At 72.6% G+C, this 23,480-nt stretch carries 20 protein-coding genes; 7 read left to right on the plus strand and 13 right to left on the minus strand.

The genetic code is table 11. From position 1 onward, the window contains the following. Positions 1–37: 37 nt before the first annotated feature. Positions 38–1,618: an alkaline phosphatase D family protein gene (locus IEY91_RS08645; RefSeq protein ID WP_164326608.1), complete on the minus strand. Its 1,581-nt coding sequence runs from the start codon at positions 1,616–1,618 to the stop codon at positions 38–40. A 299-nt stretch (positions 1,619–1,917) separates the two neighbouring features. On the opposite strand from IEY91_RS08645, the gene IEY91_RS08650 reads away from it, so the two are divergent. Then, positions 1,918–2,328 (plus strand): VOC family protein, encoded by a 411-nt coding sequence (locus tag IEY91_RS08650; protein WP_164326609.1) that lies wholly within the window; start codon positions 1,918–1,920, stop codon positions 2,326–2,328. A 9-nt stretch (positions 2,329–2,337) separates the two neighbouring features. Here the strand turns inward: IEY91_RS08650 and IEY91_RS08655 are convergent, their stop codons facing one another. Then, positions 2,338–3,186 carry an alpha/beta fold hydrolase gene (locus tag IEY91_RS08655; RefSeq protein ID WP_164326610.1) on the minus strand — a complete coding sequence of 283 codons (849 nt, stop codon included), beginning with the start codon at positions 3,184–3,186 and terminating at the stop codon, positions 2,338–2,340. Positions 3,187–3,345: 159 nt separating this feature from the next. Between IEY91_RS08655 and sigJ the strand changes: the two genes are divergently transcribed. The 3 genes from sigJ to IEY91_RS08670 all read left to right on the plus strand — a co-directional run bounded on the left by sigJ (position 3,346) and on the right by IEY91_RS08670 (position 6,358). Next, positions 3,346–4,239 (plus strand): RNA polymerase sigma factor SigJ, encoded by an 894-nt coding sequence (gene sigJ, locus IEY91_RS08660; protein ID WP_189173513.1) that lies wholly within the window; start codon positions 3,346–3,348, stop codon positions 4,237–4,239. Between the two features lie 77 nt (positions 4,240–4,316). Further along, positions 4,317–5,255, plus strand: coding sequence for a DMT family protein (locus IEY91_RS08665; protein WP_189173514.1), 939 nt, complete (start codon positions 4,317–4,319; stop codon positions 5,253–5,255). Between the two features lie 341 nt (positions 5,256–5,596). Further along, positions 5,597–6,358 (plus strand): GntR family transcriptional regulator, encoded by a 762-nt coding sequence (locus IEY91_RS08670; protein WP_189173515.1) that lies wholly within the window; start codon positions 5,597–5,599, stop codon positions 6,356–6,358. Positions 6,359–6,450: 92 nt separating this feature from the next. Here IEY91_RS08670 and IEY91_RS08675 read toward each other — a convergent pair whose 3' ends face one another. The 3 genes from IEY91_RS08675 to IEY91_RS08685 all read right to left on the minus strand — a co-directional run bounded on the left by IEY91_RS08675 (position 6,451) and on the right by IEY91_RS08685 (position 9,641). Then, positions 6,451–7,608: an ROK family transcriptional regulator gene (locus IEY91_RS08675; protein ID WP_164326614.1), complete on the minus strand. Its 1,158-nt coding sequence runs from the start codon at positions 7,606–7,608 to the stop codon at positions 6,451–6,453. 97 nt (positions 7,609–7,705) lie between these two features. Next, positions 7,706–8,368 carry a response regulator gene (locus IEY91_RS08680; RefSeq protein WP_016639509.1) on the minus strand — a complete coding sequence of 221 codons (663 nt, stop codon included), beginning with the start codon at positions 8,366–8,368 and terminating at the stop codon, positions 7,706–7,708. Between the two features lie 34 nt (positions 8,369–8,402). Beyond that, a complete protein-coding gene (locus IEY91_RS08685; RefSeq protein WP_189173516.1) occupies positions 8,403–9,641 on the minus strand; it encodes a sensor histidine kinase in 1,239 nt (412 codons plus the stop codon). Positions 9,642–9,749: 108 nt separating this feature from the next. On the opposite strand from IEY91_RS08685, the gene IEY91_RS08690 reads away from it, so the two are divergent. The 3 genes from IEY91_RS08690 (at position 9,750) to IEY91_RS08700 (ending at position 12,057) form a co-directional block, all read left to right on the plus strand. Continuing rightward, complete coding sequence (locus IEY91_RS08690; RefSeq protein ID WP_189173517.1) at positions 9,750–10,679, plus strand: ABC transporter ATP-binding protein; 930 nt, start codon at positions 9,750–9,752, stop codon at positions 10,677–10,679. Next, complete coding sequence (locus IEY91_RS08695; RefSeq protein WP_164328724.1) at positions 10,676–11,419, plus strand: ABC transporter permease; 744 nt, start codon at positions 10,676–10,678, stop codon at positions 11,417–11,419. Before IEY91_RS08690 ends, IEY91_RS08695 begins: the two co-directional genes overlap by 4 nt. A 182-nt stretch (positions 11,420–11,601) precedes the next feature. Further along, on the plus strand, positions 11,602–12,057 hold the full coding sequence (locus tag IEY91_RS08700; RefSeq protein ID WP_164326617.1) for a hypothetical protein: 456 nt from the start codon (positions 11,602–11,604) through the stop codon (positions 12,055–12,057). A gap of 12 nt (positions 12,058–12,069) precedes the next feature. Here the strand turns inward: IEY91_RS08700 and IEY91_RS08705 are convergent, their stop codons facing one another. The 8 genes from IEY91_RS08705 to kdpB form a co-directional block, all read right to left on the minus strand. Next, positions 12,070–13,119 carry an enoyl-CoA hydratase/isomerase family protein gene (locus IEY91_RS08705; protein WP_189173518.1) on the minus strand — a complete coding sequence of 350 codons (1,050 nt, stop codon included), beginning with the start codon at positions 13,117–13,119 and terminating at the stop codon, positions 12,070–12,072. Between the two features lie 38 nt (positions 13,120–13,157). Beyond that, positions 13,158–14,183 carry a methylmalonyl Co-A mutase-associated GTPase MeaB gene (gene meaB, locus IEY91_RS08710; RefSeq protein WP_164326619.1) on the minus strand — a complete coding sequence of 342 codons (1,026 nt, stop codon included), beginning with the start codon at positions 14,181–14,183 and terminating at the stop codon, positions 13,158–13,160. A 12-nt stretch (positions 14,184–14,195) separates the two neighbouring features. After that, entirely contained in the window at positions 14,196–16,433 is a 2,238-nt protein-coding gene (gene scpA, locus IEY91_RS08715) for a methylmalonyl-CoA mutase (RefSeq protein WP_189173519.1), read from the minus strand. After that, entirely contained in the window at positions 16,430–18,286 is a 1,857-nt protein-coding gene (gene mutA / locus IEY91_RS08720) for a methylmalonyl-CoA mutase small subunit (RefSeq protein WP_164326621.1), read from the minus strand. The genes scpA and mutA overlap by 4 nt, the downstream gene beginning before the upstream one ends. Before the next feature lie 240 nt (positions 18,287–18,526). Beyond that, on the minus strand, positions 18,527–19,372 hold the full coding sequence (locus IEY91_RS08725; RefSeq protein ID WP_189173520.1) for a GNAT family N-acetyltransferase: 846 nt from the start codon (positions 19,370–19,372) through the stop codon (positions 18,527–18,529). A 251-nt stretch (positions 19,373–19,623) separates the two neighbouring features. Beyond that, entirely contained in the window at positions 19,624–19,701 is a 78-nt protein-coding gene (locus IEY91_RS42600; protein ID WP_373287920.1) for a 50S ribosomal protein bL37, read from the minus strand. Between the two features lie 17 nt (positions 19,702–19,718). After that, complete coding sequence (locus tag IEY91_RS08730; RefSeq protein ID WP_164326622.1) at positions 19,719–20,567, minus strand: SDR family NAD(P)-dependent oxidoreductase; 849 nt, start codon at positions 20,565–20,567, stop codon at positions 19,719–19,721. Positions 20,568–20,891: 324 nt separating this feature from the next. Then, a complete protein-coding gene (kdpB, locus tag IEY91_RS08735; RefSeq protein ID WP_189173521.1) occupies positions 20,892–23,057 on the minus strand; it encodes a potassium-transporting ATPase subunit KdpB in 2,166 nt (721 codons plus the stop codon). Positions 23,058–23,480: the final 423 nt, after the last annotated feature.

Consider the following 23,480-nt stretch of genomic DNA (forward strand, 5'->3'; position numbering starts at 1 on the left):
AGGCCTGTCTGCGGCCTGCCCGCACCCGCGCCGGCCATCACTGGCCCACGCGTCCCGGCTGCAGCACCTTGGTGAAGAGCACGCCTCCGCCCTGCTGCCGCAGTCGCACCGTCAACTCCCCGCTGTCGCCGTCGATGTCCACCTCTCCGTAGTAGGGCGGTGTCTCCGCCGGCGACGTGTTGGGACGGTCCGGCGCCTTGACGAACGTCTGGTCCGGACCGAAGGTTCCATCGAGCTTCACGGCCGGGAAACCGCCCGCGGCGAGCGGCCCCGACACGAACTCCCAGAATGGCGCGAAGTCCTTGAAGGCGGCTCGCGCCGGGTCGTAGTGCTGCGCCGAGGTGTAGTGCACGTCGGCGGTCAGCCACACCGTGCCGGTGATCTTCCGGTGCTTGATGTGCCGCAGCAGCTCGGCGATCTGCAGCTCACGGCCGAGCGGCGCGCCCGGGTCGCCCTGCGCGACGGCCTCGAAGTTCGTCTGCCCGTCGGCCACCACCAGGCCGAGGGGCATGTCGGAGGCGATCACCTTCCACACCGCGCGCGACCGCGACAACTCCCGCTTCAGCCAGGCGAGCTGCTCGGCGCCCAGGATGCCGGTGGCGTCCTCGGGCTGCCGGTTCGGCGAGTTGGCGTTGCGGTACGTCCGCATGTCGAGCACGAAGACGTCAAGGAGCGGGCCCTGGCGCAGCACCCGGTACACCCGTCCGTCGCGGTCGCCGGGACGCTGCGTGGAGATCGGGTAGTACTCGCTGAACGCCCGCAGCGACCGCTGCGCGAGGACGTCTACGTCCTTCTCCGTGTACCGGGGGTCGTTCAGGATCTGCCCCGGGTACCAGTTGTTGCGCACCTCGTGGTCGTCCCACTGCACGATGGACGGCACCTGCGCGTTGAAGCGGCGTACGTTCTCGTCGAGCAGGTTGTAGCGGAAGTTGCCGCGGAACTCCGCGAGGGTCTCGGCGACCTTCGACTTCTCCGGAGTGGTGATGTTCTTCCACACCCTGCCGTCGGGCAGCGTCACGCTCGGCAGGATGGGGCCGTCGGCGTAGATGTTGTCGCCGCTGCACAGGAAGAAGTCCGGGTTGCGGCCGCGCATCTCCTCGTACACCTGCCAGCCGCCCAGCTCCGGGTTGATGCCCCAGCCCTGGCCCGCGATGTCCCCCGACCACAGGAAGCGCACGCCGTCGCGGCGTCGGCGGGACGTCGTGCGGAACGTGCCGGTGACGGGCCGTCCGGTGCGGCGCGGGTCGTCCGGGTCGGCGAGCAGCACGCGGTAGTGGATCTGCTCGCCGGAGGGCAGTCCGCGCAGCCGCGTCGTCCCGGTGAAGTCGGTGCCAGGACCCAGCAGCGGGCCGTGCCAGCGGGTCGGTCTGCGGAACGACTCCGTGGCGGACGTCTCCACGATCATGCGGGCGGGCCGGTCGGAGCGGACCCACACCAGGCCCGAGTGGGCGCCCACGTCACCGGCCTGCACGCCCCAGTCGGCGCTCGGGCGCCCGCGGAGGGCGAGCGCCGGGGCCGCACCGGACAGCGCGGGCACGGCGAGCGCCGCGGGCACGGCGAGCGAACCGCGCAACAGGCTCCGGCGGCGCGGTGAGGGGCTCGACGGACGGTGTGACATGAAGACGCCTCCAGGGACGGCCGATCGGTCGGGTGTGCGATGCCAGGTGTACTGCGATGTGCGTGCCACGTGTACTGCCGCACCACGGCGTGCACGCGAACCACAAGTGAACAACTGCCCATGGGCGCGGGGGAACCGCCGCGCGGGCACGGGAACCCGTCGGACGCGCCCTAGGCCCACGGCCCTACGTCGCGGGCCTCCCCAAGAGAGGACCGACGGCCGATGTCTTCAAGATCGTCCGCTGCCTAGGGTCGCAACACGGCGCGTGACAGGGCGTGCCGCAACCAAGGAGGACCCCCGTGCCCGTGAACGGTCAGAGCCACATCCGTATCGCCCGCCCCTCCCGTGACCTGGCCGCCGCCGAGCGGTTCTGGGTCGACGGCCTCGGGCTCGACGTCGTCTACCGCCACGAGGAGGGTGACGGCCCCGGTGGGCACGCGCTGCTCATGGTCGGCTGGCCGGACGCCTCCTGGCACCTGGAGCTCGTCCATGAATCGGCCGCCCCCGTAGAGCCGCGGCCCACGGAGGAGGACCTGCTCGTCATCTACGTGGACGGGGAAGTCCCGCAGGACCTGCTCGCCCGCCTGGAAGAGCGCGGCGGCAAGCGGGTGCAGTCGCCCAACCCGTACTGGAACGAGTGGGGCGTCACCGTCGAGGACCCCGACGGCTACCGCCTGGTGCTCTCCACGCGCGCGTGGTCCAACTCCTGAACTGCCGCGTCAGCGGCTCGTGTCCAGGATGACGCGTGCGACCAGCGCGGGGTCGTCGTGCATCGGCACGTGGCCGCAGCCGGGCAGCCGCACGAGCCGCGCCCCGGGGATCGCGTGCTTCGCGCGGATGCCCTGGCGGCGCAGCAGCAGGCGGTCGCGGGTGCCCCAGGCGACGGTGACCGGCAGCTCCGGGACGTCGTCGCGGAAGAGCACGTCCTGCCCGGCCATGAGCGTCTCGTGGAAGCCGGTGGCCTCGCGCAGCGCGACCGTCTCCGCGACGACCGCCTCCGGCGAACGGTGGCCGGGGTGGGCGTAGATGGTGCTGGTGAGCGCCGTCCGGCCGACCGCGCTCCGCGAGAGCCGTTCGACGGTCGACATCGGCATCATCCGCGCGATCCGGCGCATCGTACGCAGCGTCGTGAACGCGTACCGCCGCTCCGCCTCGTTCCAGAACCCGGCGGGGGACAGCGCGGTGACGGACCGTACGAGCTTCTCCCGGCCGAGTTCGAGGGCAAGCAGGCCGCCCAGCGAATTGCCCGCCACATGCGGCCGTTCGACCCCCAGGGCCCCGCACAGGGCGTGCAGCGCGGGCACCACCGTCGACAGGTCGTACGCCAGGCCCTCCGGCAGCGCGGGGGAGGCGCCGAAGCCGGGCAGGTCCACGGCGATCACGTCGCGCTCGGCGGCGAGGATGCCGATGACGGGGTCCCAGGCCTGGCGGTGGTGGCCGATGCCGTGCAGCAGGAGCAGGGGGGCGCCGGTGCCCGTGCGCTCGTAGGAGACGGTCACCGTGCGCGGGCCGCGGGGCGACTCGACGCCGAACGACACCTCTGTGACCTCTGCCACCTGTGCGGGCATGACTGCTCCTGACTTAGACATCCTGTCAGGAACAATTACCGCCCAGTAGCGACGAGTTCAAGAGGGTGGCGGCAGGGACTTGGGGCGGGCTCATTGTGATCCTCGTCGGGATGCCCACCGCGGGTGGACACCGGTGGATCCGTCGGCTGGGATGGTGACGTGGCTACCGACACCGCGACCGACGTCTTCGAAGAGCACCGGCCCGTCCTGATGGGTGTCGCCTACCGCATGCTCGGACGCGTGGCCGACGCGGAGGACGTCGTCCAGGACGCGTGGCTGCGCTGGTCCGCGGGCGCGCGCGGGGACGTGCGCGAACCGCGCGCCTTCTTGGTGCGGATCACCACCAGGCTCGCTCTCGACCGGCTGCGCCAGGCCCAGTCGCGCCGCGAGTCGTACGTGGGGCCCTGGCTGCCCGAGCCGCTGGTCACCGACTTCGGGCCGACCGTGCCCGACACCGCCGAGCGGGCCGTACTCGCCGATTCCGTCTCGCTCGCCGTGCTCGTGGTCATGGAGTCGCTCTCGCCGCTGGAGCGCGCGGTGTTCGTGCTGCGGGAGGCCTTCGGGTTCCCGTTCGCGGAGATCGCGGCCACGCTCGACCGCAGCGAGGCCGCCGTGCGTCAGCTCGCCGGTCGCGCCCGCAAGCACGTCGAGGAGGGCAGGCCCCGCTACGAGGTCGACCCGGCCCAGCGCCGCGACCTCACCGAACGCTTCCTCGCCGCCGCCGTGGACGGCGACCTCGACGGGCTGATGTCCCTGCTCGCGCCGGACGTCCGGCTGGTCGGCGACAGCGGGGGCAAGACCCGGGGACCGCTGCGGGTCGTGGAGTCGGCCGACAAGGTGGGCCGCTTCCTCGTCGGCGCCGCGCGCAAGGGCGCGTCGGAGAAGGTGGGCGAGCACGAGTTCCGCATGCTGGAGCTGAACGGCGCCGAGTCGGTGCTCGTCCTGGTCGGCGGCAAGCCCGACAGCGTCATCCAGGTCGAGGTCGCCGACGGTCGGATCCAGCGCGTCTTCATCATGCGCAATCCGGACAAACTCGTGGGACTCGCAGGCTGAGGCAACGTTCGGCCGCCGCACCGCATCTATCACTCGGGGTGCCGCTCGGCACCCTGCGTGTGTGAACGGAGCTTTTAGTGATCATCGGCCTCCTGACGGCTGTCGCGGCATCGGCCTGCTACGGCACGGGATCGGTCCTGCAAGCCGTGGGATCCCGCAAGTCCGCCCGTCGGGAGGCGGCAGCGGCGTCCACGTCCGGCACCACCGAGCACGGCGGACCGAGCCTGTCGTCCACCGCCAAGGCCGCCATGACCTGGGAGTTCATGGTCGGCACCGTGCTGGACTTCGTGGGCTTCGGACTGGGCGCGCTCGCCGCCCGGCTGCTTCCGCTGTTCCTCTCGCAGACCGTGATCAGCGCCAACCTGGTGATCACCGCGCTCCTGGGCATCAAGCTCCTCGGCATCCGGCTGTCCCGCGCGGAGTGGAGTTCCATCGGCGTCGTCTGCGCCTCGCTGGTCATGCTGGCCACGGCCGCCGGGTCGGAGGGCGAGAGCCGGGGCTCCGACGCGGCGCACTGGTGGCTGCTCGTGGTCACCGTGCTGCTGATGGGCGGCGGCACCCTGCTGGTCCGCCGGCTCGGCTCCCGGGGCGCCATCACCGCCGGCCTCCTCTCGGGCCTCGGCTTCGGCGCCATCGGCGTGGGGGTGCGAGTCCTTGACGGCGTCGATCCGTTCGACCCGCTGGCCCTGCTCGCCGACCCGGCGCTGTACGCCATCCTCGTCGCCGGCGCCGTCGGGATGTACCTGCATACCGTCGCCCTGCAGATCGGGTCGGTCAACGGCGCCACGGCGGCGCTGGTCGTGGGCGAGACGATCCTGCCGGGGATCCTCGGCGTGCTGTGGCTCGGCGACTCCTCGCGCGCCGGATTCCTGTGGCTCGCGATCGCCGGCTTCGTCCTCGCCGTCGCCGGAGCGGTGGCGGTCGCCTGGTTCGGCGAGCCGGACGGCACGGCCGGACAGGCGCCGGACGAGGAGGACGGGCCACACGCCCGGCACAAGGACCTCGCCCGCACTTAGGCGCCCCCGGCACACGGTGGCTTCAGGCCGTTTACTTCCCGCGAGCACAGCAGGAGCCGCGGCTGCTCGACCAGGTCCGTATCCCGCGCCAGGCGGGGGCTTTGTCGTGCCCGCATGCGCACGGGACGTATCGGATTGCGTCACACCGGAGCGCCCGGTGTCGACCACGCGCGAACAGCGCGTGAATGCTCTGTGGCATCACTTCAGTGCGGGCTGTAACGGACACAGGATTGGTCTTGACCAAGGGTGAGCGCGGCTCTATCGTCGCTGAGATAGTGCAGGAACCTTTAATAAACAAGGCGCGAAAAAGCCGCCTGCGCACGGCGATTGCGGAGGACAGGGTGGGGACCACGCAGCTTGAATCGGTGCCGGAGCCGAAGTACTGGCACCTCAAGACCGTGCTCAGCGAAGCATTGGACTCCGAGTTCGCCGTGGGGGAGATCCTGCCCAACGAGCGCGACCTCGCCGCCCGGTTCGGCGTCGCCCGCGCGACGCTCCGCCAGGCACTGGAACAGCTGGAGCTGGAGGGACGGCTGCAGCGCCGCCGCGGCGTCGGCACGACCGTCGCCCCGCCGCGCATGGGTGTGGCCGTCGGCTCCGCCCAGGGAAGCTGGCCCGGCGCGGCCGGTGACGCCTGGCAGCCCGCCGACAGCGAGCTCGCCCCGGCGCCCGCCGACGTGGCCCGCGCCCTGGACGTCGACCCGGCAGAGCCGGTGCACGTCGTGCGCCGCACACGGGTCTCGCACGGCCAGCCCGTCGCCGCGGAGCTGCTGTACGTCCCGGCGGTCTCGGTCCCCGACCTCTCCGCGATCGACGCGCCCGCCGGGCCTGCCCGCGCGCGTGCCGTGCTGCGCGAGCTCGGCCGCCTCGACCTCGAAGGTCAGGACCGCGCCGTGGAGCTCGGCTCCGCCCGCGCGGACGACGCCAAGGCCCTCGACCGCCTGCCCGGCGCCCCCGTCCTGGTCGTCACCACCCGCTTCCTGGCCGACGGCCGCACGGCGGCGCTCTCCATGGCCACGTACCGCGCGGACACCTGCCGCCTCACCTTCGGCGACCAGGGCGCGGTCGAGATCCACCACGGACCGGAGCAGCGGGCTTCCTGAAGCACCAGGGGTCCACGGGCTGAAGGCCCAGGGGCCCGAGGGCTGAAGTCCCAAGGGCCCCACGGGACCTCAGGGTCACACGACGGCGCGGCCTACTGCCGCGCCGTCACTGTTCCCTCCACCGCGAACAGCTCCTCCTCCACGTGGTCGAGCGCCAGCCGCAGCGCCCCCGTGGCCACCGCGGCCTCACCGAGCATCGACAGGGTCACGCGCGGCGGCCTGAGGCAGTAGCGGGCCAGCTCGCGGTGGAGCGGCTCCAGGACGCCGTCCAGGCCCGCGGCCCAGCCGCCCACCACGACCAGCTCGGGGTCGAGCGCGAGGACCAGCGCGCCCACGTCGTGCACCAGACGCCGTATGAACCGGTCGACCGCCGCGAGCGCCCGCTCGTCGCCCTCACGCGCGTGCGCGAAGACCTCCGCCACCGCCTGCTCGTCCAGCGGGTGCAGCGGCTCGTCCGTCGTCGACAGGAGCGTCTCCGGCGTCACCTCGCGGCCCAGCAGGTGCAGCGCGCCGATCTCGCCCGCCGCCCCGCCGTACCCGCGGTGCAGCCGCCCGCCGATCAGCGAACCGGCACCGGGGCTCAGGCCCGCGAGGACGAACACCACGTCGTCGGACTCCGTCGCCGCGCCCTTCCAGTGCTCGGCGACCGCCGCCGCGTTCGCGTCGTTCTCCACCAGGACCGGGCACTTGAAGGAGCGCCGCAGCCGCTCGCCCAGCTGCAGGCCCGTCCAGCCGGGCAGCGCCGTGCCGAGCCGGACCGAGCCGTCCGCCTCCACGATGCCGGGGCTGCCGACGCCGACGGCGCGCAGCGAGCCCCGGGAGACGCCCGCGCGGCGCAGCAGATCGGCGACTGCGCCGCGCAGCCGGTCCAGGCGCTCGTCCGCGGGCGCCGTCTCGGAGACGTCCTTCGCGGCGGTCCCGATGATCTTGCCGTCGAGGTCGGCGAGGACGGCCGCGACACGGTGCGGACCGATCTCGAGCCCGAGCAGATGTCCCGCCTCCGCCCGGAAGCGGAACTTCCGCGCCGGTCGTCCCTGGCGTCGCGCGCCGCCCTCGTCCGCGTCCGTCTCGACCACGAGCCCGGCCTCGCTGAGCCCTTCGACCACGCCCTCCACCGTGGGCCTGGACAGACCCGTCGCCCGGGTGATCTCCGTGAGTGTCGCGAAATCCGCCGCACGCAGCGCGTGCAGCACCACCGCGGAGTTGATCCGCCGTAGCAGAGAAGGATCTCCGCCGGTCAGCCGCCCCAACGTCCGTCCTTCCGTCCCGTGCGCATGATGGGCGAAGGGTACTCGGAAGCCGCCGACCGGGGCGAGTGCCGATCAGGCCGCCCGGTCTCGGCCCGGTTCAGCCGGGGGCGACAAAACCGGATTCGTACGCCGTGATGACGGCCTGCGTCCGGTCGCGCGCCCCGAGTTTCGCCAGCAGCGAGCTCACGTGCGACTTCACGGTCTCGGTGCCGACGACCAGGCGCGCGGCGATCTCCGCGTTCGACAGGCCGCGCGCCATGAGCCGCAGCACTTCCTCCTCGCGACCGGTCAGCGCGGCCCGTTCCAGGGCCGCCACGGCGTCCGGATTGCCGCGCAGGCGGCCGTGCGCACCCGCCAGTTCACGTACCGCCGCCGGGAAGAGCAGCGACTCGCCCTCGGCCACCAGACGCACGGCGTGCACGATCTCGGCGGGCCTGGCCCGCTTCAGCAGGAACCCGTCGGCTCCCGCGCGCAGCGCCTCGTACACGTACTCGTCGTTCTCGAAGGTCGTGATCACGACGATCTTGGGCGGGTCCGCGACCGTGCGAAGCACCGCGCGGGTCGCCTCGATGCCGTCGAGGAGGGGCATGCGGACGTCCATGGCGACGACATCGGGCCGCAGCTGCCGCACCAGGGGGATCACGGCGGCGCCGTCCGCGGCCTCACCGACGACCTCGATGTCGGGCTGCGCCTCCAGGACGGCGCGCAGGCCCGCGCGGACGAGGGGTTCGTCGTCGACGAGAAGGACGGTCACCGGCATCCGGCCAGCGTAGATCACGGCTGTTCTCACCCCCTCACGCCAGGGGCAGTTCGACGCGGACCCGCCAGTCGCCGTCGTGCGGGCCCGTGTGCGCCCGGCCGCCGAGGAGCGTCGCGCGCTCCCGGATGCCGCGCAGTCCGCTGCCGCCGCGGCCGGTCGGTGCCGTGGGCGCGGGCAGGGTGTTGCGTACGTCGAGCGTGAGCAGGCCGTCGTCGGCGGCGACCTGGACGCGTACCGGAACCTGGCCCGCGTGCCGCAGGACGTTCGTCAGGGCCTCCTGGAGCATGCGGTAGCCCTCGCGGGACACCGGCCCGGGCAGCCGGTCCACCGGGCCCGTCACCTCGGCCTCGACCTTCACGCCCGACGTGCGAGCGAAGTCCAGGAGCCGGTCGGCGTCCGCGAGCGTCGGCCGCTGCCGCCCGGGCTGCCCGTCCTCGCGCAGGATCCGCAGCACCCGGTCCAGATCCTCCAGGGCGTGCCGGCCCGTGTCCTCGATGGCCTCCAGCGCGCGGTCGGTGAACTCCGGGTCGGCGGCGGCCCGCGCGGCGCCCGCCTGCACGACCGCGACGGTCAGCGCGTGCCCCAGGGAGTCGTGCAGCTCGCGGGCGATGCGGTTGCGCTCCAGGAGCTGCTCGGTGCGCTCCTCCAGGGCGGCGAGGCGCTGGGCGGGGGAGGGGCCGAGGAGGCGCCCGGCGACGGCGGCCATGAAGTGCCCCACCGCCACCACGAAGCCGAGCAGGATCAGCAGCGGCGCGGGAACGAGCAGCGCGTCCGTCCACCAGGGGCCGTCGGCGAGCGCGGGGAGGAACAGCGCCGGATCCGTCGTGCGCTCCTGCGCCGCCGCGCCGATCGACGCCAGCGTCTGACCCATGAGGAAGAAGGTCACGAAACCCGTCGCGGATCCCGCCTCGATCCGCAGCACGAGCCAGAGCGCCGTGCGGCAGCGCTCGTTCCAGGAGGCCGACGGCATGACGGAGACACCGGGGCCGGCGGGCTCCGCGTCGTGCGGACCGGCCGCCCCGCGCGCGTGGGCGCCGGGGAACAGCATCAGCCGCGCCTGCAGACCCTCGGCCCGGCGCATCGCAGGCACCAGACCGGCCGCGACCCCCAGGGGGACCGGGAGGACGAAGAACCCGACAACCAGGTCGAGGGCCTTCGCCTCCGACATCCCGTAGACCGACGCGCACGTCAACCCGGCGACACAGCCGACGAGCACGTGCAGCCAACGGGTGTACGTGACCGCGCGGGTGAGCGGTCGCAGGAAGCGGGGCATGCGGTCATCGTGCCAGCAGCCGCGCGGGGCCCGGCTCCCCCGCACGGGGGAGACGATCTCCCCGGGCGGGGGAGGCCCCGTGACCGCCCGCGCCGCGACGCTGTCCCCATGACCAGCATCGACGTCCAGCAGCTCACCAAGGAGTACGGCACCACCCGCGCGGTGGACGATCTGACGTTCAGCGTCCGCCCCGGTCAGGTCACCGGCTTCCTCGGCCCCAACGGCGCCGGAAAGTCCACCACGTTGCGCCTCGTGCTCGGCCTCGACCGGCCGACCTCCGGCACCGCGACCGTCGGCGGACGCCCGTACGCGGCGTACGACGAACCGCTCCGCCAGGTCGGCGCCCTGCTCGACGCGCAGGCCGCCCACGGGTCCCGGACCGCCCGCAACCACCTGCTCGCGCTGGCCGCCAGCAACCGCGTCGCCGCCAGGCGGGTGGACGAGGTCCTGGAGGAGACCGGCCTGGCGGCCGTCGCGGGCCGCCGCGTGAAGACGTACTCCCTGGGCATGCGTCAGCGCCTCGGCATCGCCGCCGCGCTGCTCGGAGACCCCGAAGTGGTCCTCCTGGACGAGCCGTCGAACGGGCTCGACCCCGAAGGCATCATCTGGATCCGTGAGCTGATGACGGGCCTGGCCCGTGAGGGCCGCACCGTCCTGGTCTCCAGCCACCTCATGAACGAGACCGCCACGTTCGCCGACCACCTGGTCGTCCTCGGCCGCGGCAGGCTCCTCGCGGACACCCCGATGCGGGAGTTCATCGCGGGACACAGCCGACCGCGCGTCCGGGCGCGCACCACCGACCCGGCCCGGCTGCGTACGGTGCTCGCCCGCGCGGGGCACGAACTGGCCGAGGCCGGCGACGGCCGCTGGACGGTCGACGGAGTCCGGGCCGAGGAGATCGGCAGGCTCGCCGCGCGCGAGGGCGTGCCCATCCTCGAACTCGTCGACGAGGAGGCCTCCCTGGAGGAGGCGTACCTCGCGCTCACCGCCGCCGAGACGGAGTTCTCCGCTCCGTCCACACCTCTCCAGGAGGCCTGACCGTGTCCACTTCCGCTGTGCTCCGCTCCGAATGGATCAAGGTCAAGTCACTGCGGGGGAGCGTCGGTTCGCTTGTCGCGGTGTTCGTGGCGACCGTCGCCATCACGGTCCTCGTCTTCGCCACCGTCGGCCGCGCGGAGGCCGACAACGCCGACGCGGAACCGCTCTTCGACGCCTTCTACGCGTTCAACTTCGGGCAGGTCGCCGCCATCAGCTTCGGCGCCACGGCCGTCAGCTCCGAGTACGTCAACGGCGCACTGCGCGTCTCGCTGGCCGCCGTGCCGCGCCGCGGCCTGTTCTTCGGCGCGAAGACCGCCGTCCTGGGCGCGGCGGCGCTCCTGGTGGGGCTCGTCACCAGCTTCACCACGTTCCTCGGCGGGCAGGCCTTCCTCGGCGATTACGCGATCGGACTCGGCCACCCCGGGGCCGTACGCGCGTGCTTCGGCGGGGGCGTCTACCTCGCGCTGATGGCGCTGTTCGCGGCGGGGCTCGCGGCGGTGCTGCGCAGCGGGGTCGCCGTGCTCAGCGTGCTGATCCCGTTCACCCTGATCGTCCCGTTCGTGCTCGGGGACATGGCGGGCGGCGCGGCGCAGTTCCTGCCCGACCGGGCCGGGCAGCAGATCCTGCACGAGGACCCGAGCGGGATGCTCGGCCCGTGGACGGGCCTCGGCGTGACGGCGGTGTGGGCCGGGGCGGCGCTGGCGGCGGGGTGGTGGGCGGTGCGGCGGCGGGACGCGTGAGGGGACGACCGGCGGGGTCGGTCCAGCGCGGCCGACCCGCCGTCTGCCGCAGTCAGGTCAGGACCCGGCCGGCACTTCGCCGGCCGTCCGTCGCAGTCCGGTCAGACCCCGGCTGACGTCTCGCCAGTCCTCGGATGCCTGACGGACAGCCAATTGTCAGTGGCGGCGGCTTTACTGGAGTCATGAGCAGCGCAGACCACATCGCCGCGATCGACCTGCTGCGCGCCCGGGCCTTCCCCGCGGCGCCCGGCAGGTCGGAGCACGGCTATGGCGGACCCGGCTTCCACGTCGCGGAGTTATCGACGCACGACCAGATGTGGGACGACGACGGCACGGCCCACGAGGAGACGGAGCTGCGGTACGAGGCCGAGCGCGACGCCCTCACCGTCCTGCTGTCGCGGCGCTGGGGCGAGCCTCAGATCTTCAGCCTCACCGGCATTCTCGTGCGCCTCCTGGCCCAGGAGGTGGACGGCGAGGGCGAGCCGGTCCCTGACCCGTGGGCCACCCTCAGCGAATCCGTTCCTGACGTCCACCTGTGGCGGGCCGACGGCCACTGGATAGCCGTGGGCGTGGCCCACTGGGGCGAGCGGCTTGCCCTCCAGCTCGTCGCCGTGATCACGGAGGTCGACCCGCCGTAGCGGGTCGCGAGGTCAGGAGCCGAGCCCCAACTCCCCATAAGCGCAAGGCCCGAAGAACCGCTCCACGTCCGCCTCCGAGACCGACGCGAGGTCGGCGGGCGACCAGCGCGGCCGGCGGTCCTTGTCGACGACCTGGGCGCGCACCCCCTCGGGGAAGTCCGGCGCCGTCAGACACGCGCACGACACGCGGTACTCCTGGTTGAGTGCCTCCTCCAGGGAGCCAAGGTCACGCGCCCGGCGCAGGGCGGCGAGCGTGACCTTCAGTGCCGTGGGGGAGCGCGAGAGCAGGACCTCGGCAGCCTCCTTCGCGGCGTGCTCACCGCAGGACTGGAGGCGGTCGACGATCTCCTCCACCGAGTCGGCGGCGTAACAGGAGTCGATCCACGCGCGCTGCGCGGCGAGTTCGCCCTCCGGAGCGGACTCGGCGTACGACCGCACGACGTCGGCCGCGTCGGCGTCCGCCAGCGCCGCCGTGAACTCCTCGAGGCGCGCCGAGGGCACGAAGTGGTCGGCGAGGCCGCACAGGAGCGTGTCGCCCGCGCCCACCGCTGTGCCGGTCAGCGCCAGATGCGTGCCGAGCTCGCCCGGCGCCCGCGTCAGGAGATAGGTGGCGCCGACGTCGAGGACGAAGCCGATGATCGTCTCCGGCATGGCGACCCGCGAGCGCTCGGTGACGACCCGCACGTCGCCGTGCGCCGAGATGCCGACGCCGCCGCCCATGACGTAGCCGTCCATCACCGCGACGTACGGCTTCGGGTAGCGCGCGATCCGGGCGTTGAGCACGTACTCGTCGTGCCAGAACGCCGCCGACCCCGCGCCGCCGCCCGCGAGGATGTCGTCGCGCACGGCCCGGATGTCGCCGCCCGCGCACAGGCCGCGCTCGCCCGCGCCGGTCACGACCACCGTGCGGACCGTGTCGTCGTGCTCCCAGGCGGTGAGCGCCTCGTCGACGAGGCGGACCATCGGGTGGTCGAGCGCGTTCAGGGCGCGCGGCCGGTTCAGGACGATGTGGCCCGCCCGGCCCTCGACCCGCGTCAGAACCGGTGGTGCGTCGTGACTCACTGAGCTGTTCCCTCTCCTTGGATCCCGGTGGCTCCTGCTCACTGAGGCCGAGCGGTTCCCTCGCCCTTGTCCGCCTGGAAGTCCGCCTGGAACGCGTCCAGGATCCGCTCCGCCGCCACCGTCGCCGTCAGCGTCCCCTCCCGCACCTGCCGTTCCAGGTCCGGCGAGAGCCGCCGCACATCGGGGTGGGCGTGGAGCCGGCCGAGGAGTTCGTCGCGGACCATCGTCCACGTCCAGTCGACCTGCTGGTCGCGCCGCTTGGCGGCCAGGCGACCGGTGGAGTCCAGGAGCGCACGGTGCTGTTCGAGGCGGTCCCAGAGCGTGTCGAGGCCCTTCGACTCGCGGGCGCTGCAACTCAGGACAGGGGGCGTCCACGCGGCGTCCGGGGGATGCATCAGGCGCAGGGCGCCCGCCAGCTCCCGCGCCGCCGAGCGCGCGTCCCGCTCGTGCGGGCCGTCCGCCTTGTTGACCGCGATCACGTCGGCCAGCTCAAGGACGCCCTTCTTGATGCCCTGGAGCTGATCGCCCGTGCGGGCCAGGGTGAGCAGCAGGAACGTGTCGACCATGTTGGCCACGGCCGTCTCCGACTGGCCGACGCCGACGGTCTCCACGAGCACCACGTCGTAACCGGCCGCCTCCATCACCACGATGGACTCGCGGGTCGCCTTCGCCACCCCGCCGAGCGTGCCCGCCGTGGGGGAGGGCCGCACGAACGCCATCGGATCCACCGACAGGCGCTCCATGCGGGTCTTGTCGCCCAGGATGGAGCCGCCCGTCCGCGACGACGACGGGTCGACGGCGAGCACCGCGACGCGGTGGCCCAGCGACGTCAGCATCGTGCCCAGCGCGTCGATGAACGTGGACTTGCCCACGCCAGGAACGCCGCTGATGCCGATGCGCCGCGCCCGCCCCGAGTGCGGGAGCAACTGCGTCAGCAACTGCTGCGCGAGCACCCGGTGTTCGGCCTTGGTGGACTCCACGAGCGTGATCGCGCGCGCGATGTGCGCGCGCTTGCCGTCGAGCACGCCCTTCACATAACTGTCGAGATCGATCCTCGGTGCCATGGGCTCAGCGGCTCACAGCTCGCCACTGCCGGAGGCGGCCTCGGCGGCGGGCAGTTCGTGGCCGAGCCCGTCGGCGAGCCGCCGCACCAGGTCGTACGCCGCGTCCGGGATGACCGTGCCGGGCGGGAACACCGCCGCCGCGCCCGCCTCGTGCAGCGCCTCGACGTCCTGCGGCGGGATCACACCGCCCACGACGATCATGATGTCCTCGCGCCCCTCGGTGGCCAGCTCCGCGCGCAGCGCCGGTACGAGGGTGAGGTGCCCGGCCGCCAGCGAGGAGACGCCGACGATGTGCACGTCCGCCTCGACGGCCTGCCGCGCGACTTCCCCGGGCGTCTGGAACAGCGGGCCGACGTCGACGTCGAAGCCCAGGTCGGCGAAGGCGGTCGCGATCACTTTCTGGCCGCGGTCGTGGCCGTCCTGGCCCATCTTGGCGACCAGGATGCGCGGGCGGCGTCCCTCGGCCTCCTCGAAGGACGTGACCAGGGCGCGGGTGCGCTCGACGGACGGAGAGGGGCCTGCTTCGGTGCGGTACACACCGGAGATCGTACGGATCTGGCCCGCGTGCCGCCCGTACGCCTTCTCCAGGGCGTCGGAGATCTCGCCGACCGTGGCCTTCGCGCGGGCCGCGTCGACCGCGAGGGCGAGGAGGTTGCCCTCCAGACCGGGGCCCGCGCCGCGCTCGGCGGCCGTCGTCAGCTTGGCGAGGGCGTCCTGGCACACCGCGCTGTCGCGCTCCTCGCGCAGCCGCCGCAGCTTCTCGATCTGCTGGGTGCGCACGGAGGAGTTGTCGACCTTCAGGACCTCGATCTGCTCGTCGCTGTCCACCCGGTACTTGTTCACGCCGATCACCGGCTGGCGCCCGGAGTCGATGCGGGCCTGCGTGCGCGCGGCGGCCTCCTCCACGCGCAGCTTCGGGATGCCCGCGTCGATGGCCTGCGCCATGCCGCCCGCCGCCTCGACCTCCTGGATGTGCTGCCAGGCGCGGCGCGCCAGGTCGTACGTCAGCTTCTCCACGTACGCGCTGCCGCCCCAGGGGTCGATGACCCGGCAGGTGCCCGACTCCTGCTGGAGCAGGAGCTGGGTGTTGCGGGCGATGCGCGCCGAGAAGTCGGTGGGCAGCGCGAGGGCCTCGTCGAGGGCGTTCGTGTGCAGGGACTGCGTGTGGCCCTGCGTCGCCGCCATCGCCTCCACGCAGGTGCGCGTCACGTTGTTGAAGACGTCCTGGGCGGTCAGCGACCAGCCCGAGGTCTGCGAATGGGTGCGCAGCGAAAGGGACTTGGCGTTCTTCGGGTCGAACTGCTTGACCAGCTTCGCCCACAGCAGGCGCGCCGCGCGGAGCTTGGCGACCTCCATGAAGAAGTTCATCCCGATCGCCCAGAAGAACGACAGGCGCGGCGCGAACGCGTCCACGTCAAGGCCCGCCTCGCGCCCCGCTCGCAGGTACTCCACGCCGTCGGCGAGCGTGTAGGCCAGCTCCAGGTCGGCCGTCGCACCGGCCTCCTGGATGTGGTAGCCGGAGATCGAGATGGAGTTGTAGCGCGGCATCTTCTGCGAGGTGAACGAGAAGATGTCGGAGATGATCCGCATCGAGGGCTTCGGCGGATAGATGTAGGTGTTGCGGACCATGAACTCTTTGAGGATGTCGTTCTGAATGGTCCCCGCCAGCTTCTCCGGCGGTACGCCCTGTTCCTCGGCGGCGACGATGTACAGCGCGAGGACGGGCAGCACGGCGCCGTTCATCGTCATCGACACCGTCATCTTGTCCAGCGGAATGCCGTCGAAGAGCTGGCGCATGTCATAGATGGAGTCGATGGCCACGCCCGCCATGCCGACGTCGCCGGTCACGCGCGGGTGGTCGCTGTCGTAGCCGCGGTGCGTCGGCAGGTCGAAGGCGACGGAGAGGCCCTTCTGGCCGGCCGCGAGGTTGCGGCGGTAGAAGGCGTTGGACTCCTGCGCGGTGGAGAATCCCGCGTACTGCCGGATCGTCCAGGGCTGGTTGACGTACATCGTCGGATAGGGGCCGCGCAGATACGGCGCGACGCCCGGGTACGTCTCCAGGAAGTCCAGGCCCTCCAAGTCGGCGCCCGTGTACAGCGGTTGGACGGCGATGCCCTCGGGGGTCTCCCACAGCAGGTCGTCGGCGCCCTTGCCGGTGGCGGTCTCGACCGCGGCGCGCCACTGCTGTGCGGAGCCCCGGGGCGCCGCGTCCGGCTCCAGGCCGATGCCGGTGAAGTCGGGGATCGTCATGGCGCCACTCCCATGAGGTCGAGGGTGGAGGAGAGCACGGCCACGGCGTCGCAGCCGGCGAAGACGTACGCGTCGACGTCGTTCCCGTACTCGCCGGGCCGCCCCGCGAGGAACACCCGCTCGGCGCCGGCGGACTTCAGCGCCGCGGCGACCGCCGCCGCCTCGTCCGCGTACAGGGCGTCGCTGGAACACAGACAGGCGACGCGGGCGCCGCTCGCCTTGAAGGCGTCGGCGACGCTCGTCGCGTCCACCGACACCGGGTCGTGGACGGCTTCGATGCCGCCCGCCTGGAAGAGGTTCGACGCGAACGAGGCGCGCGCGGTGTGCGCGGCCGCCGGGCCGAGCGCGGCCAGGAACACCTTCGGACGGGCACCGGTCTCGGCGAGGTGCGTGTCGGAGCGGGCGCGCAGGGCTTCGTACGCCTCGTCGCGGCGCACCCGCGGCAGGCCGCCGGTGGGACCTGCGGGCGCGGGCTCGCGCGCGACGGGCTTCTCCGTCAGATTCGGGAACTCGCTGACGCCCGTGATCGGTTCGCGGCGCTTGGCGAGCTTCTTGCCGCGCTCGGCCCAGGTCGCCGCGATGCGGTCGCCGAGCATGCCCGAGCGCAGGGCCGCCGCCTGGCCGCCCGCGCGCTCGATCTCCTGGAAGAACTCCCAGGCGGCGTGGGCGAGTTCGTCGGTGAGCCGCTCCACGTAGTACGAGCCGCCCGCCGGGTCGATGACCCGCGCCAGGTGCGACTCCTCCAGGAGGATCGTCGAGGTGTTGCGGGCGATGCGGCGCGCGAAGGCGTCCGGCAGGCCCAGGGAGTGGTCGAAGGGCAGCACCGTCACCGCGTCGGCGCCGCCGACACCGGCGCTCATGCAGGCCAGCGTCGTGCGCAGCATGTTCACCCAGGGGTCGCGGCGTGCCATCATCACCGGCGACGTCACCGCGTGCTGGAGCTGCGCGCCCGCGTCGGCGTCACCGCTGGCCTCGGCGACGCGCGCCCAAAGGCGGCGTGCCGCACGGAGTTTGGCGATGGTGAGGAACTGGTCGGCGGTGGCCGCGTACCGGAACTCCAGCTGCGCGCACGCCTCTTGGAGGGTGAGGCCCGCGTCGGTCAGCAGCCGCAGATACGCGACGCCGGTGGCGAGCGAGGCGCCCAGCTCCTGCGCGGGGGAGCCGCCCGCCTCGTGGTAGGGCAGCGCGTCCACGGTGAGGGCGCGCAGGCCCACGTACTCACGGCCGCACAGCCGTGCGAGCTCGACGGCCGTGTCCGTCGCCAACTCCTCGCCCGTGCGCGCCTCGTACGCCAGCGGGTCCGCGCCGAGATTGCCGCGCGCCGCGTCCTTGGCGACGCCCGCGGCCTCCACCAGGCGCAGCAACTCCCGTGCGGCGGGGCCGACATCGGGGCCCGCGTCGAGGACGACGGGTGCCAGGTCCAGATACACGCCGTCGAGCGCCCGCTCCAGGCCCGACACCGGCAGCGCGTCCGGGCCCAGGGTGAGCCACAGCGACGTCACGCCGTTCTCCAGGTCGGCGAGGACCAGCTCGTTCGTGCGCGCGGGATCGCTCGTGGCATGCCGCTGCCGTACGTCCCAGCCGGTCGCCGCACCGCCCGCCGCGCGACCGCCGCGTACGTACGGGGCGAAGCCCGGATGGCCGACATCAGCCACGGCGTCATGGGCGGTGTACAGGGGGCGGGTGCTGAGCCCGTCCTCGAGCGCGGTGGACAGCGCTTTCTCGGCCGCCGCCCCCGATGCGTCCTTACCCGACTTCCGCAGTACGCCTTCCACCAGGCGCTGCCACTGCTCATGGGTCGCATCAGGGAACTCGGCGGCCAGCGAAAGCCCGTCATCAGGCAGGACCGTCATGTTCCGATGCTAGGGCTGAATCAGGGCCCGGCGCCGGGGCACGGCTGTGACCTTGCACTCTTCGTGTCGGTCTTGATCTGGGGCGGTCGACGCGTTACTACCCGGGAGTAATTTCTAGGGGTGGGGTTCTGCTCGACCAGGGGTGCGATACGGGGTGCCGGGCGGGCTGTCGGGGCTTGTGGGCGACGTCGGCGTGCTCTAGGCATCGCCGGGGTGCTGGCGCCCGCCTCGCTCAGCTCGTCAGGCCGGGGTCTTCGCGGACGTCGTGGGCGGTGCGGCCGCGGCCGGGAGGCCCGCGTGTGCGGCGGGGGGAGCGCCCGGGACCGCGGCGGCGCGCGGCGTGCCCGTCGCGTAGTGGGTGTACTCGCGCTCCAGACGGAAGCCCGCCGTCCAGGCCAGCAGGCGGCTGGGGCGGTTGTCACGCCCGCACGACCAGCTCGCGGTGCGGCCGCGCGCCGCGGCGTCCGCGGTGAGCGCGGCGACGCAGGCGTGCGCCAGGCCCTTGCGGCGGTGCTCGGGCGCGGTGGCCACGGCCACGTCCTCGTACGCCTCGCCCGCGAAGTAGGAGCAGGCCACGGACACGACCCGACCGCTCCGGTCGAACGCGGCGACGGCGTGCCCGGAGGCGGCGAGCGCGGAACCGCCGCCCCAACTCGCGTGCAGCCAGCCCGAGTCGGCCCACAGCGCAGCGAACGCGAGCGCGTCGTCGCCGGACACGCGGCGCACCCGCACTCCGCGCGGCGTGCGGGGCGCGTCGACGTGCTCCCGGTGGACGTACACCATGCGCTCGGCGGGCACGATGCGGTCGAAGGCGGCGCCGAGCACCGGCAGGAAGCGCGCCGGCGCGTCGACATGATGGGCGGCGAACTGCGCGAGGCCACCGGGGGAGACGGCGAGCGGGTCGCCGCGCAGCAGCACATGGCCGGCGCACGACACCGCGAGGGCGCGCGGGGCGTCCGTCCGGTCGGCCCACCACTGGCCCGCGCCGTGCGTGAGGACGTGCTCGGGCAGCGCGGCCGTTCCGGGCGCCGCGGCCGTGAACCAGCGCGAGAGTGCGGGCAGTTCGTGCCGCTGAAGCGGGATCACGGGGCGGTCCTCCTGGGGCTGCGGTGGGTTGGGTGGTGGCTGGGCAGGGGGTGGTGCGCGCATGGTGATGCGTGGTGCGGGCTGGGGCGTTGATGGTGCGGGTGTGCTGGATCGTGGCACGGGCCCGGCCGTTGGTGGTGCAGGCTGCGACGGCCTGCCGGTGTGCGCACGCGCGGCACGGGGCGGGAACGGCGACAGCGGTGCGGCCCTCCGGGTCGGGAGGAGCGCACCGCTGACCGCGCCGGGGCAGGCTAGCCCTGGCCCGCCTTGCCGCCGTGGTTGGCCTTCTTCTCGCGACGTGCCCTCTTCTTGCGTGCGCGCTTGGACATCTAGGCGTTCGAACCCTTCAAGAGTCGTGGCCGACCAGCAGGGCGGCGAGCTTGTTGAGACGCTTGACGGTGCGGTCCTCCGTCGCGGCCGCGGCGGGCTCGACGCGCTCGGCGCGGTCGTAGTACGCCCCGTTGACGATCTCGGTCGCCGGGTCGCACAGGCGCACCACGTGGGCGGCGCCCTCGGCGGCCGACGTGCCCTCGTGCGCGTACAGCGGCAGGAGCGCGGTGTCGCACACGCCGGGGTGCACCGACACGGCGGTCACGCGCGGGTCGGCGGCGAAGACGGTGAGGGCGAGCTGCGACTGGGCGTAGGCCGCCAGACGCGAGTAGCGGCGGGCGCGGTTCGGGTCGCTCCAGGAGATCGACCCTGTGCGGTGCAGCGACGACGACACGTTGACGACGCGGCCGCCCGGCTCTTCCCCAAGCTCTCGGCTTCGCTCGAGCAGGGGATGCCCCATCGTCAGGGCGGGCTCGAGCAGGCTCGTGAGGAGGAAGTGCGCGAGGAAGTTCACCTGGAAGGCGATCTCGTTGCCGTCGGCGGTGATGGTGTGGCGCTCCGGGGCGGCCATACCCGCGTTGTTCACCAGCACGTCCAGGTGCGGGTGTTCGGCGACGACGAGGCTCGCGAGCCGCTCGACCTCCTCCAGATGGGTGAAGTCGGCGGCGAACGCGCGCAGCTTCGCGACGTCGACGCCGGCCGTGGCGACGAGCTTGTCGACGGCGGCCTGGGCCTCGTCGGCGGTGCGGCCGTGCACGAGCACGGTGACACCGCGCTCGGCGAGGAGGCGGGCACTCTCGTAGCCGATGCCGGAGGTGGCTCCGGTGACGAGCGCGGTGCGCCCGTCCAGTGAGGCAGAAGACATGATCGGATCCTGTGGTGAGGCATGCCTCGGCGGCCCCCGGCGGGGGCGTGCGGCATGCGAAACGAAAAAGCCGTGCGCGCTCCTCAGGAGCGCCGCTCACGGCGAAGGGGGATGCGGTGCGGCGTCAGCGCACCGGGACGTGAACAGCGCGCGAGACCGGCACCACCGTATGAGGCGGCCGGTCGTCATGGCGCGCGAAGCTGTTCACGTCGTTCATCCAACTGGCCCGTGAGCTGGGCTTCAAGCGCCCTTCACGGTCTTTGACGGCCTCCTGATGCGCTTGACGGGGCCTTGATGTGCGGGCCCCCTCAAGCCGCGGTTCGCTCAGCTCAGCCCAGGGAACGTGGACACCACCAGGTCGATCAGCTTGATCCCGAGGAACGGCAGCACGAGCCCGCCGAGTCCGTACACCGCCAGGTTGCGGCGCAGCAGGTCGTGCGCGGACGCCGGTGTGTAGCGCACACCGCGCAGGGCGAGCGGGATCAGTACGACGATGATCAGCGCGTTGAAGATGATGGCCGACGTGATGGCCGACTTCGGGCTGTGCAGGCCCATGATGTTGAGGGACTCGAGGCCCGGGTACGCCCCCGCGAACATCGCCGGGATGATCGCGAAGTACTTGGCGACGTCGTTGGTGATCGAGAACGTGGTCAGGGCGCCGCGGGTGATGAGGAGTTGCTTGCCGATCTCCACGATCTCGATGAGCTTGGTCGGGTTGGAGTCCAGGTCCACCATGTTCCCGGCCTCCTTGGCGGCCGAGGTACCGGTGTTCATGGCCACGCCGACGTCCGCCTGCGCGAGCGCCGGGGCGTCGTTGGTGCCGTCGCCGGTCATCGCGACGAGCTTGCCGCCCTCCTGCTCCTTCTTGATGAGGTCGAGCTTGTCCTCGGGCGTGGCCTCCGCGAGGAAGTCGTCGACGCCCGCCTCCCGGGCGATGGCGCGCGCGGTGAGCGCGTTGTCGCCGGTGATCATGACGGTGCGGATGCCCATGCGGCGCAGCTCGGCGAACCGCTCGCGGATGCCGTCCTTCACGACGTCCCTGAGCTGTACGACACCGAGGACGCGCGGCCCGTCCCAGTCGTGCACGGCGACGAGCAGCGGCGTACCGCCCGCCGCGGCGACGGAGTCGGCGAACATCCGGGCCTGCGGCGGCACCTGACCGCCGCGCAGCTCCACCCAGGTGATCACCTGCGCGGCGGCGCCCTTGCGGATGGTGCAGGCCGCGCCGTTGTCCCAGCGCAGATCGATGCCGCTCATCCGGGTCTGCGCGCTGAACTCCACGAACTGCGCGTTGGCCAGCTCGCCCTGCGCCGGTGCGCGAAGGCCGTACTTGTTCTTGGCGTGTACGACGATGGAGCGGCCCTCGGGCGTCTCGTCGGCCAGTGAGGAGAGCTGGGCCGCGTCCGCGAGGTGCATCTCGTCGACGCCGGGCAGCGGCATGAAGGCGTCGGCCTCGCGGTTGCCGAGGGTGATGGTGCCGGTCTTGTCGAGCAGGAGCGTGTTGACGTCGCCCGCCGCCTCGACCGCGCGGCCCGACATGGCGAGCACGTTGCGCTGCACGAGCCGGTCCATGCCCGCGATGCCGATGGCGGAGAGCAGCGCGCCGATCGTGGTGGGGATCAGTGTCACCAGCAGCGCGACGAGCACCGTCGTGGGCTGCGCCGCGCCCGCGTACGAAGCCATCGACTGCAGGGACACGACGACCATGACGAAGACGATGGTGAGCGCCGCGAGCAGGATGTTGAGGGCTATCTCGTTCGGCGTCTTCTGCCGGGACGCGCCCTCGACCAGCGCGATCATGCGGTCCAGGAAGGAGTGTCCGGCGCGCGAGGTGATGCGTACGACGATCCGGTCGGACAGCACCGTCGTGCCGCCCGTGACACCGCTGCGGTCGCCGCCCGACTCCCGGATGACCGGGGCCGACTCACCGGTGACGGCGGACTCGTCGACCGCCGCGACCCCGTCGACCACGTCGCCGTCCGCCGGGATCAGCTCGCCCGCCTCGACCAGGACGAAGTCGAAGGGCCGCAGCTCGGTGGCGGCCACCGCCTCCGTCTCCGCTTCCTGGAGGTCCGTGCCCACGCGCCAGTTGTTCCGCAGGCGCAGCGCGACCGTGTCCGTGCGCGCCCTGCGCAGCGCCTGCGCCTGCGCCTTGCCACGACCCTCCGCCACGGCCTCCGCGAGGTTGGCGAAGAAGAGCGTGAGCCACAGCCACAGGCTGATGATCCAGGAGAACACGGAGGGGTCGAACACCGCGGTCCCGGTCGTGATCACCGCGCCGCAGCCGACGACGAACAGGACGGGATTCTTGACGAGGGCGCGCGGGCGCAGCTTGTGCAGCGCGTCGGGGACCGACCTCAGGAGCTGCCCGGGTTCGACGAAGCCGCCGGGGCGGACCCGCCGGCGGCCGCCGGGACGGTTCTCGGGACTGCGCCCGGACGACGGGCTCTCGGGCATGTGCGGAGCCTGCTGCGGGGCGGCGGGAAGCATCGGCGAGGGTGACTTTCTGGTGGGGGAGCGGCCACGGAGCGCGGCCGTGCGGACAGGAAGGTAGCCGTCCCAACCTCACCAAATCACCTTCACAGCCGGGAATTTACGACCCCCTGACAGGCCGTCCCGAACGCCCGTCAAGCCTGCGTCAAGAAGCCCTGATGGTGCATAAGGAGGGCGTCAACAAAACCGGGAAGCGCCAAAACGGACCCAAGACTGATCACCACGGGGGAACGGACGAACGAGTCCGTGATGTGAGGTGGGAGGGCGCGTGACGATCACCGCCGGCAGTACGCACAGTCCAGATGCGGGGGCCGGGGCTGTGTCCGCCACACATCCGGTTGAAATCGTCCGTCCGAACGGGCGTCTCGGCCCGCGGCTCAGAGGGGGGCCGCGGGCCGGGCGTCCGCAACCACCGGACGT

The organism is Streptomyces lasiicapitis, assembly GCF_014646335.1.
GTDB lineage: Bacteria > Actinomycetota > Actinomycetes > Streptomycetales > Streptomycetaceae > Streptomyces > Streptomyces lasiicapitis.

Excerpts from the sequence above, each read along its gene's own strand:
- IEY91_RS08645 (WP_164326608.1), bottom strand. The coding sequence starts at position 1,618 with ATGTCACACCGTCCGTCGAGCCCCTCACCGCGCCGCCGGAGCCTGTTG.
- IEY91_RS08655 (WP_164326610.1), bottom strand. The coding sequence starts at position 3,186 with ATGCCCGCACAGGTGGCAGAGGTCACAGAGGTGTCGTTCGGCGTCGAG.
- IEY91_RS08680 (WP_016639509.1), bottom strand. The coding sequence starts at position 8,368 with ATGCCGGTGACCGTCCTTCTCGTCGACGACGAACCCCTCGTCCGCGCG.
- IEY91_RS08685 (WP_189173516.1), bottom strand. The coding sequence starts at position 9,641 with ATGCCCCGCTTCCTGCGACCGCTCACCCGCGCGGTCACGTACACCCGT.
- IEY91_RS08690 (WP_189173517.1), top strand. The coding sequence starts at position 9,750 with ATGACCAGCATCGACGTCCAGCAGCTCACCAAGGAGTACGGCACCACC.
- IEY91_RS08700 (WP_164326617.1), top strand. The coding sequence starts at position 11,602 with ATGAGCAGCGCAGACCACATCGCCGCGATCGACCTGCTGCGCGCCCGG.
- meaB (WP_164326619.1), bottom strand. The coding sequence starts at position 14,183 with ATGGCACCGAGGATCGATCTCGACAGTTATGTGAAGGGCGTGCTCGAC.
- scpA (WP_189173519.1), bottom strand. The coding sequence starts at position 16,433 with ATGACGATCCCCGACTTCACCGGCATCGGCCTGGAGCCGGACGCGGCG.
- mutA (WP_164326621.1), bottom strand. The coding sequence starts at position 18,286 with ATGACGGTCCTGCCTGATGACGGGCTTTCGCTGGCCGCCGAGTTCCCT.
- IEY91_RS42600 (WP_373287920.1), bottom strand. The coding sequence starts at position 19,701 with ATGTCCAAGCGCGCACGCAAGAAGAGGGCACGTCGCGAGAAGAAGGCC.
- IEY91_RS08730 (WP_164326622.1), bottom strand. The coding sequence starts at position 20,567 with ATGTCTTCTGCCTCACTGGACGGGCGCACCGCGCTCGTCACCGGAGCC.
- kdpB (WP_189173521.1), bottom strand. The coding sequence starts at position 23,057 with ATGCTTCCCGCCGCCCCGCAGCAGGCTCCGCACATGCCCGAGAGCCCG.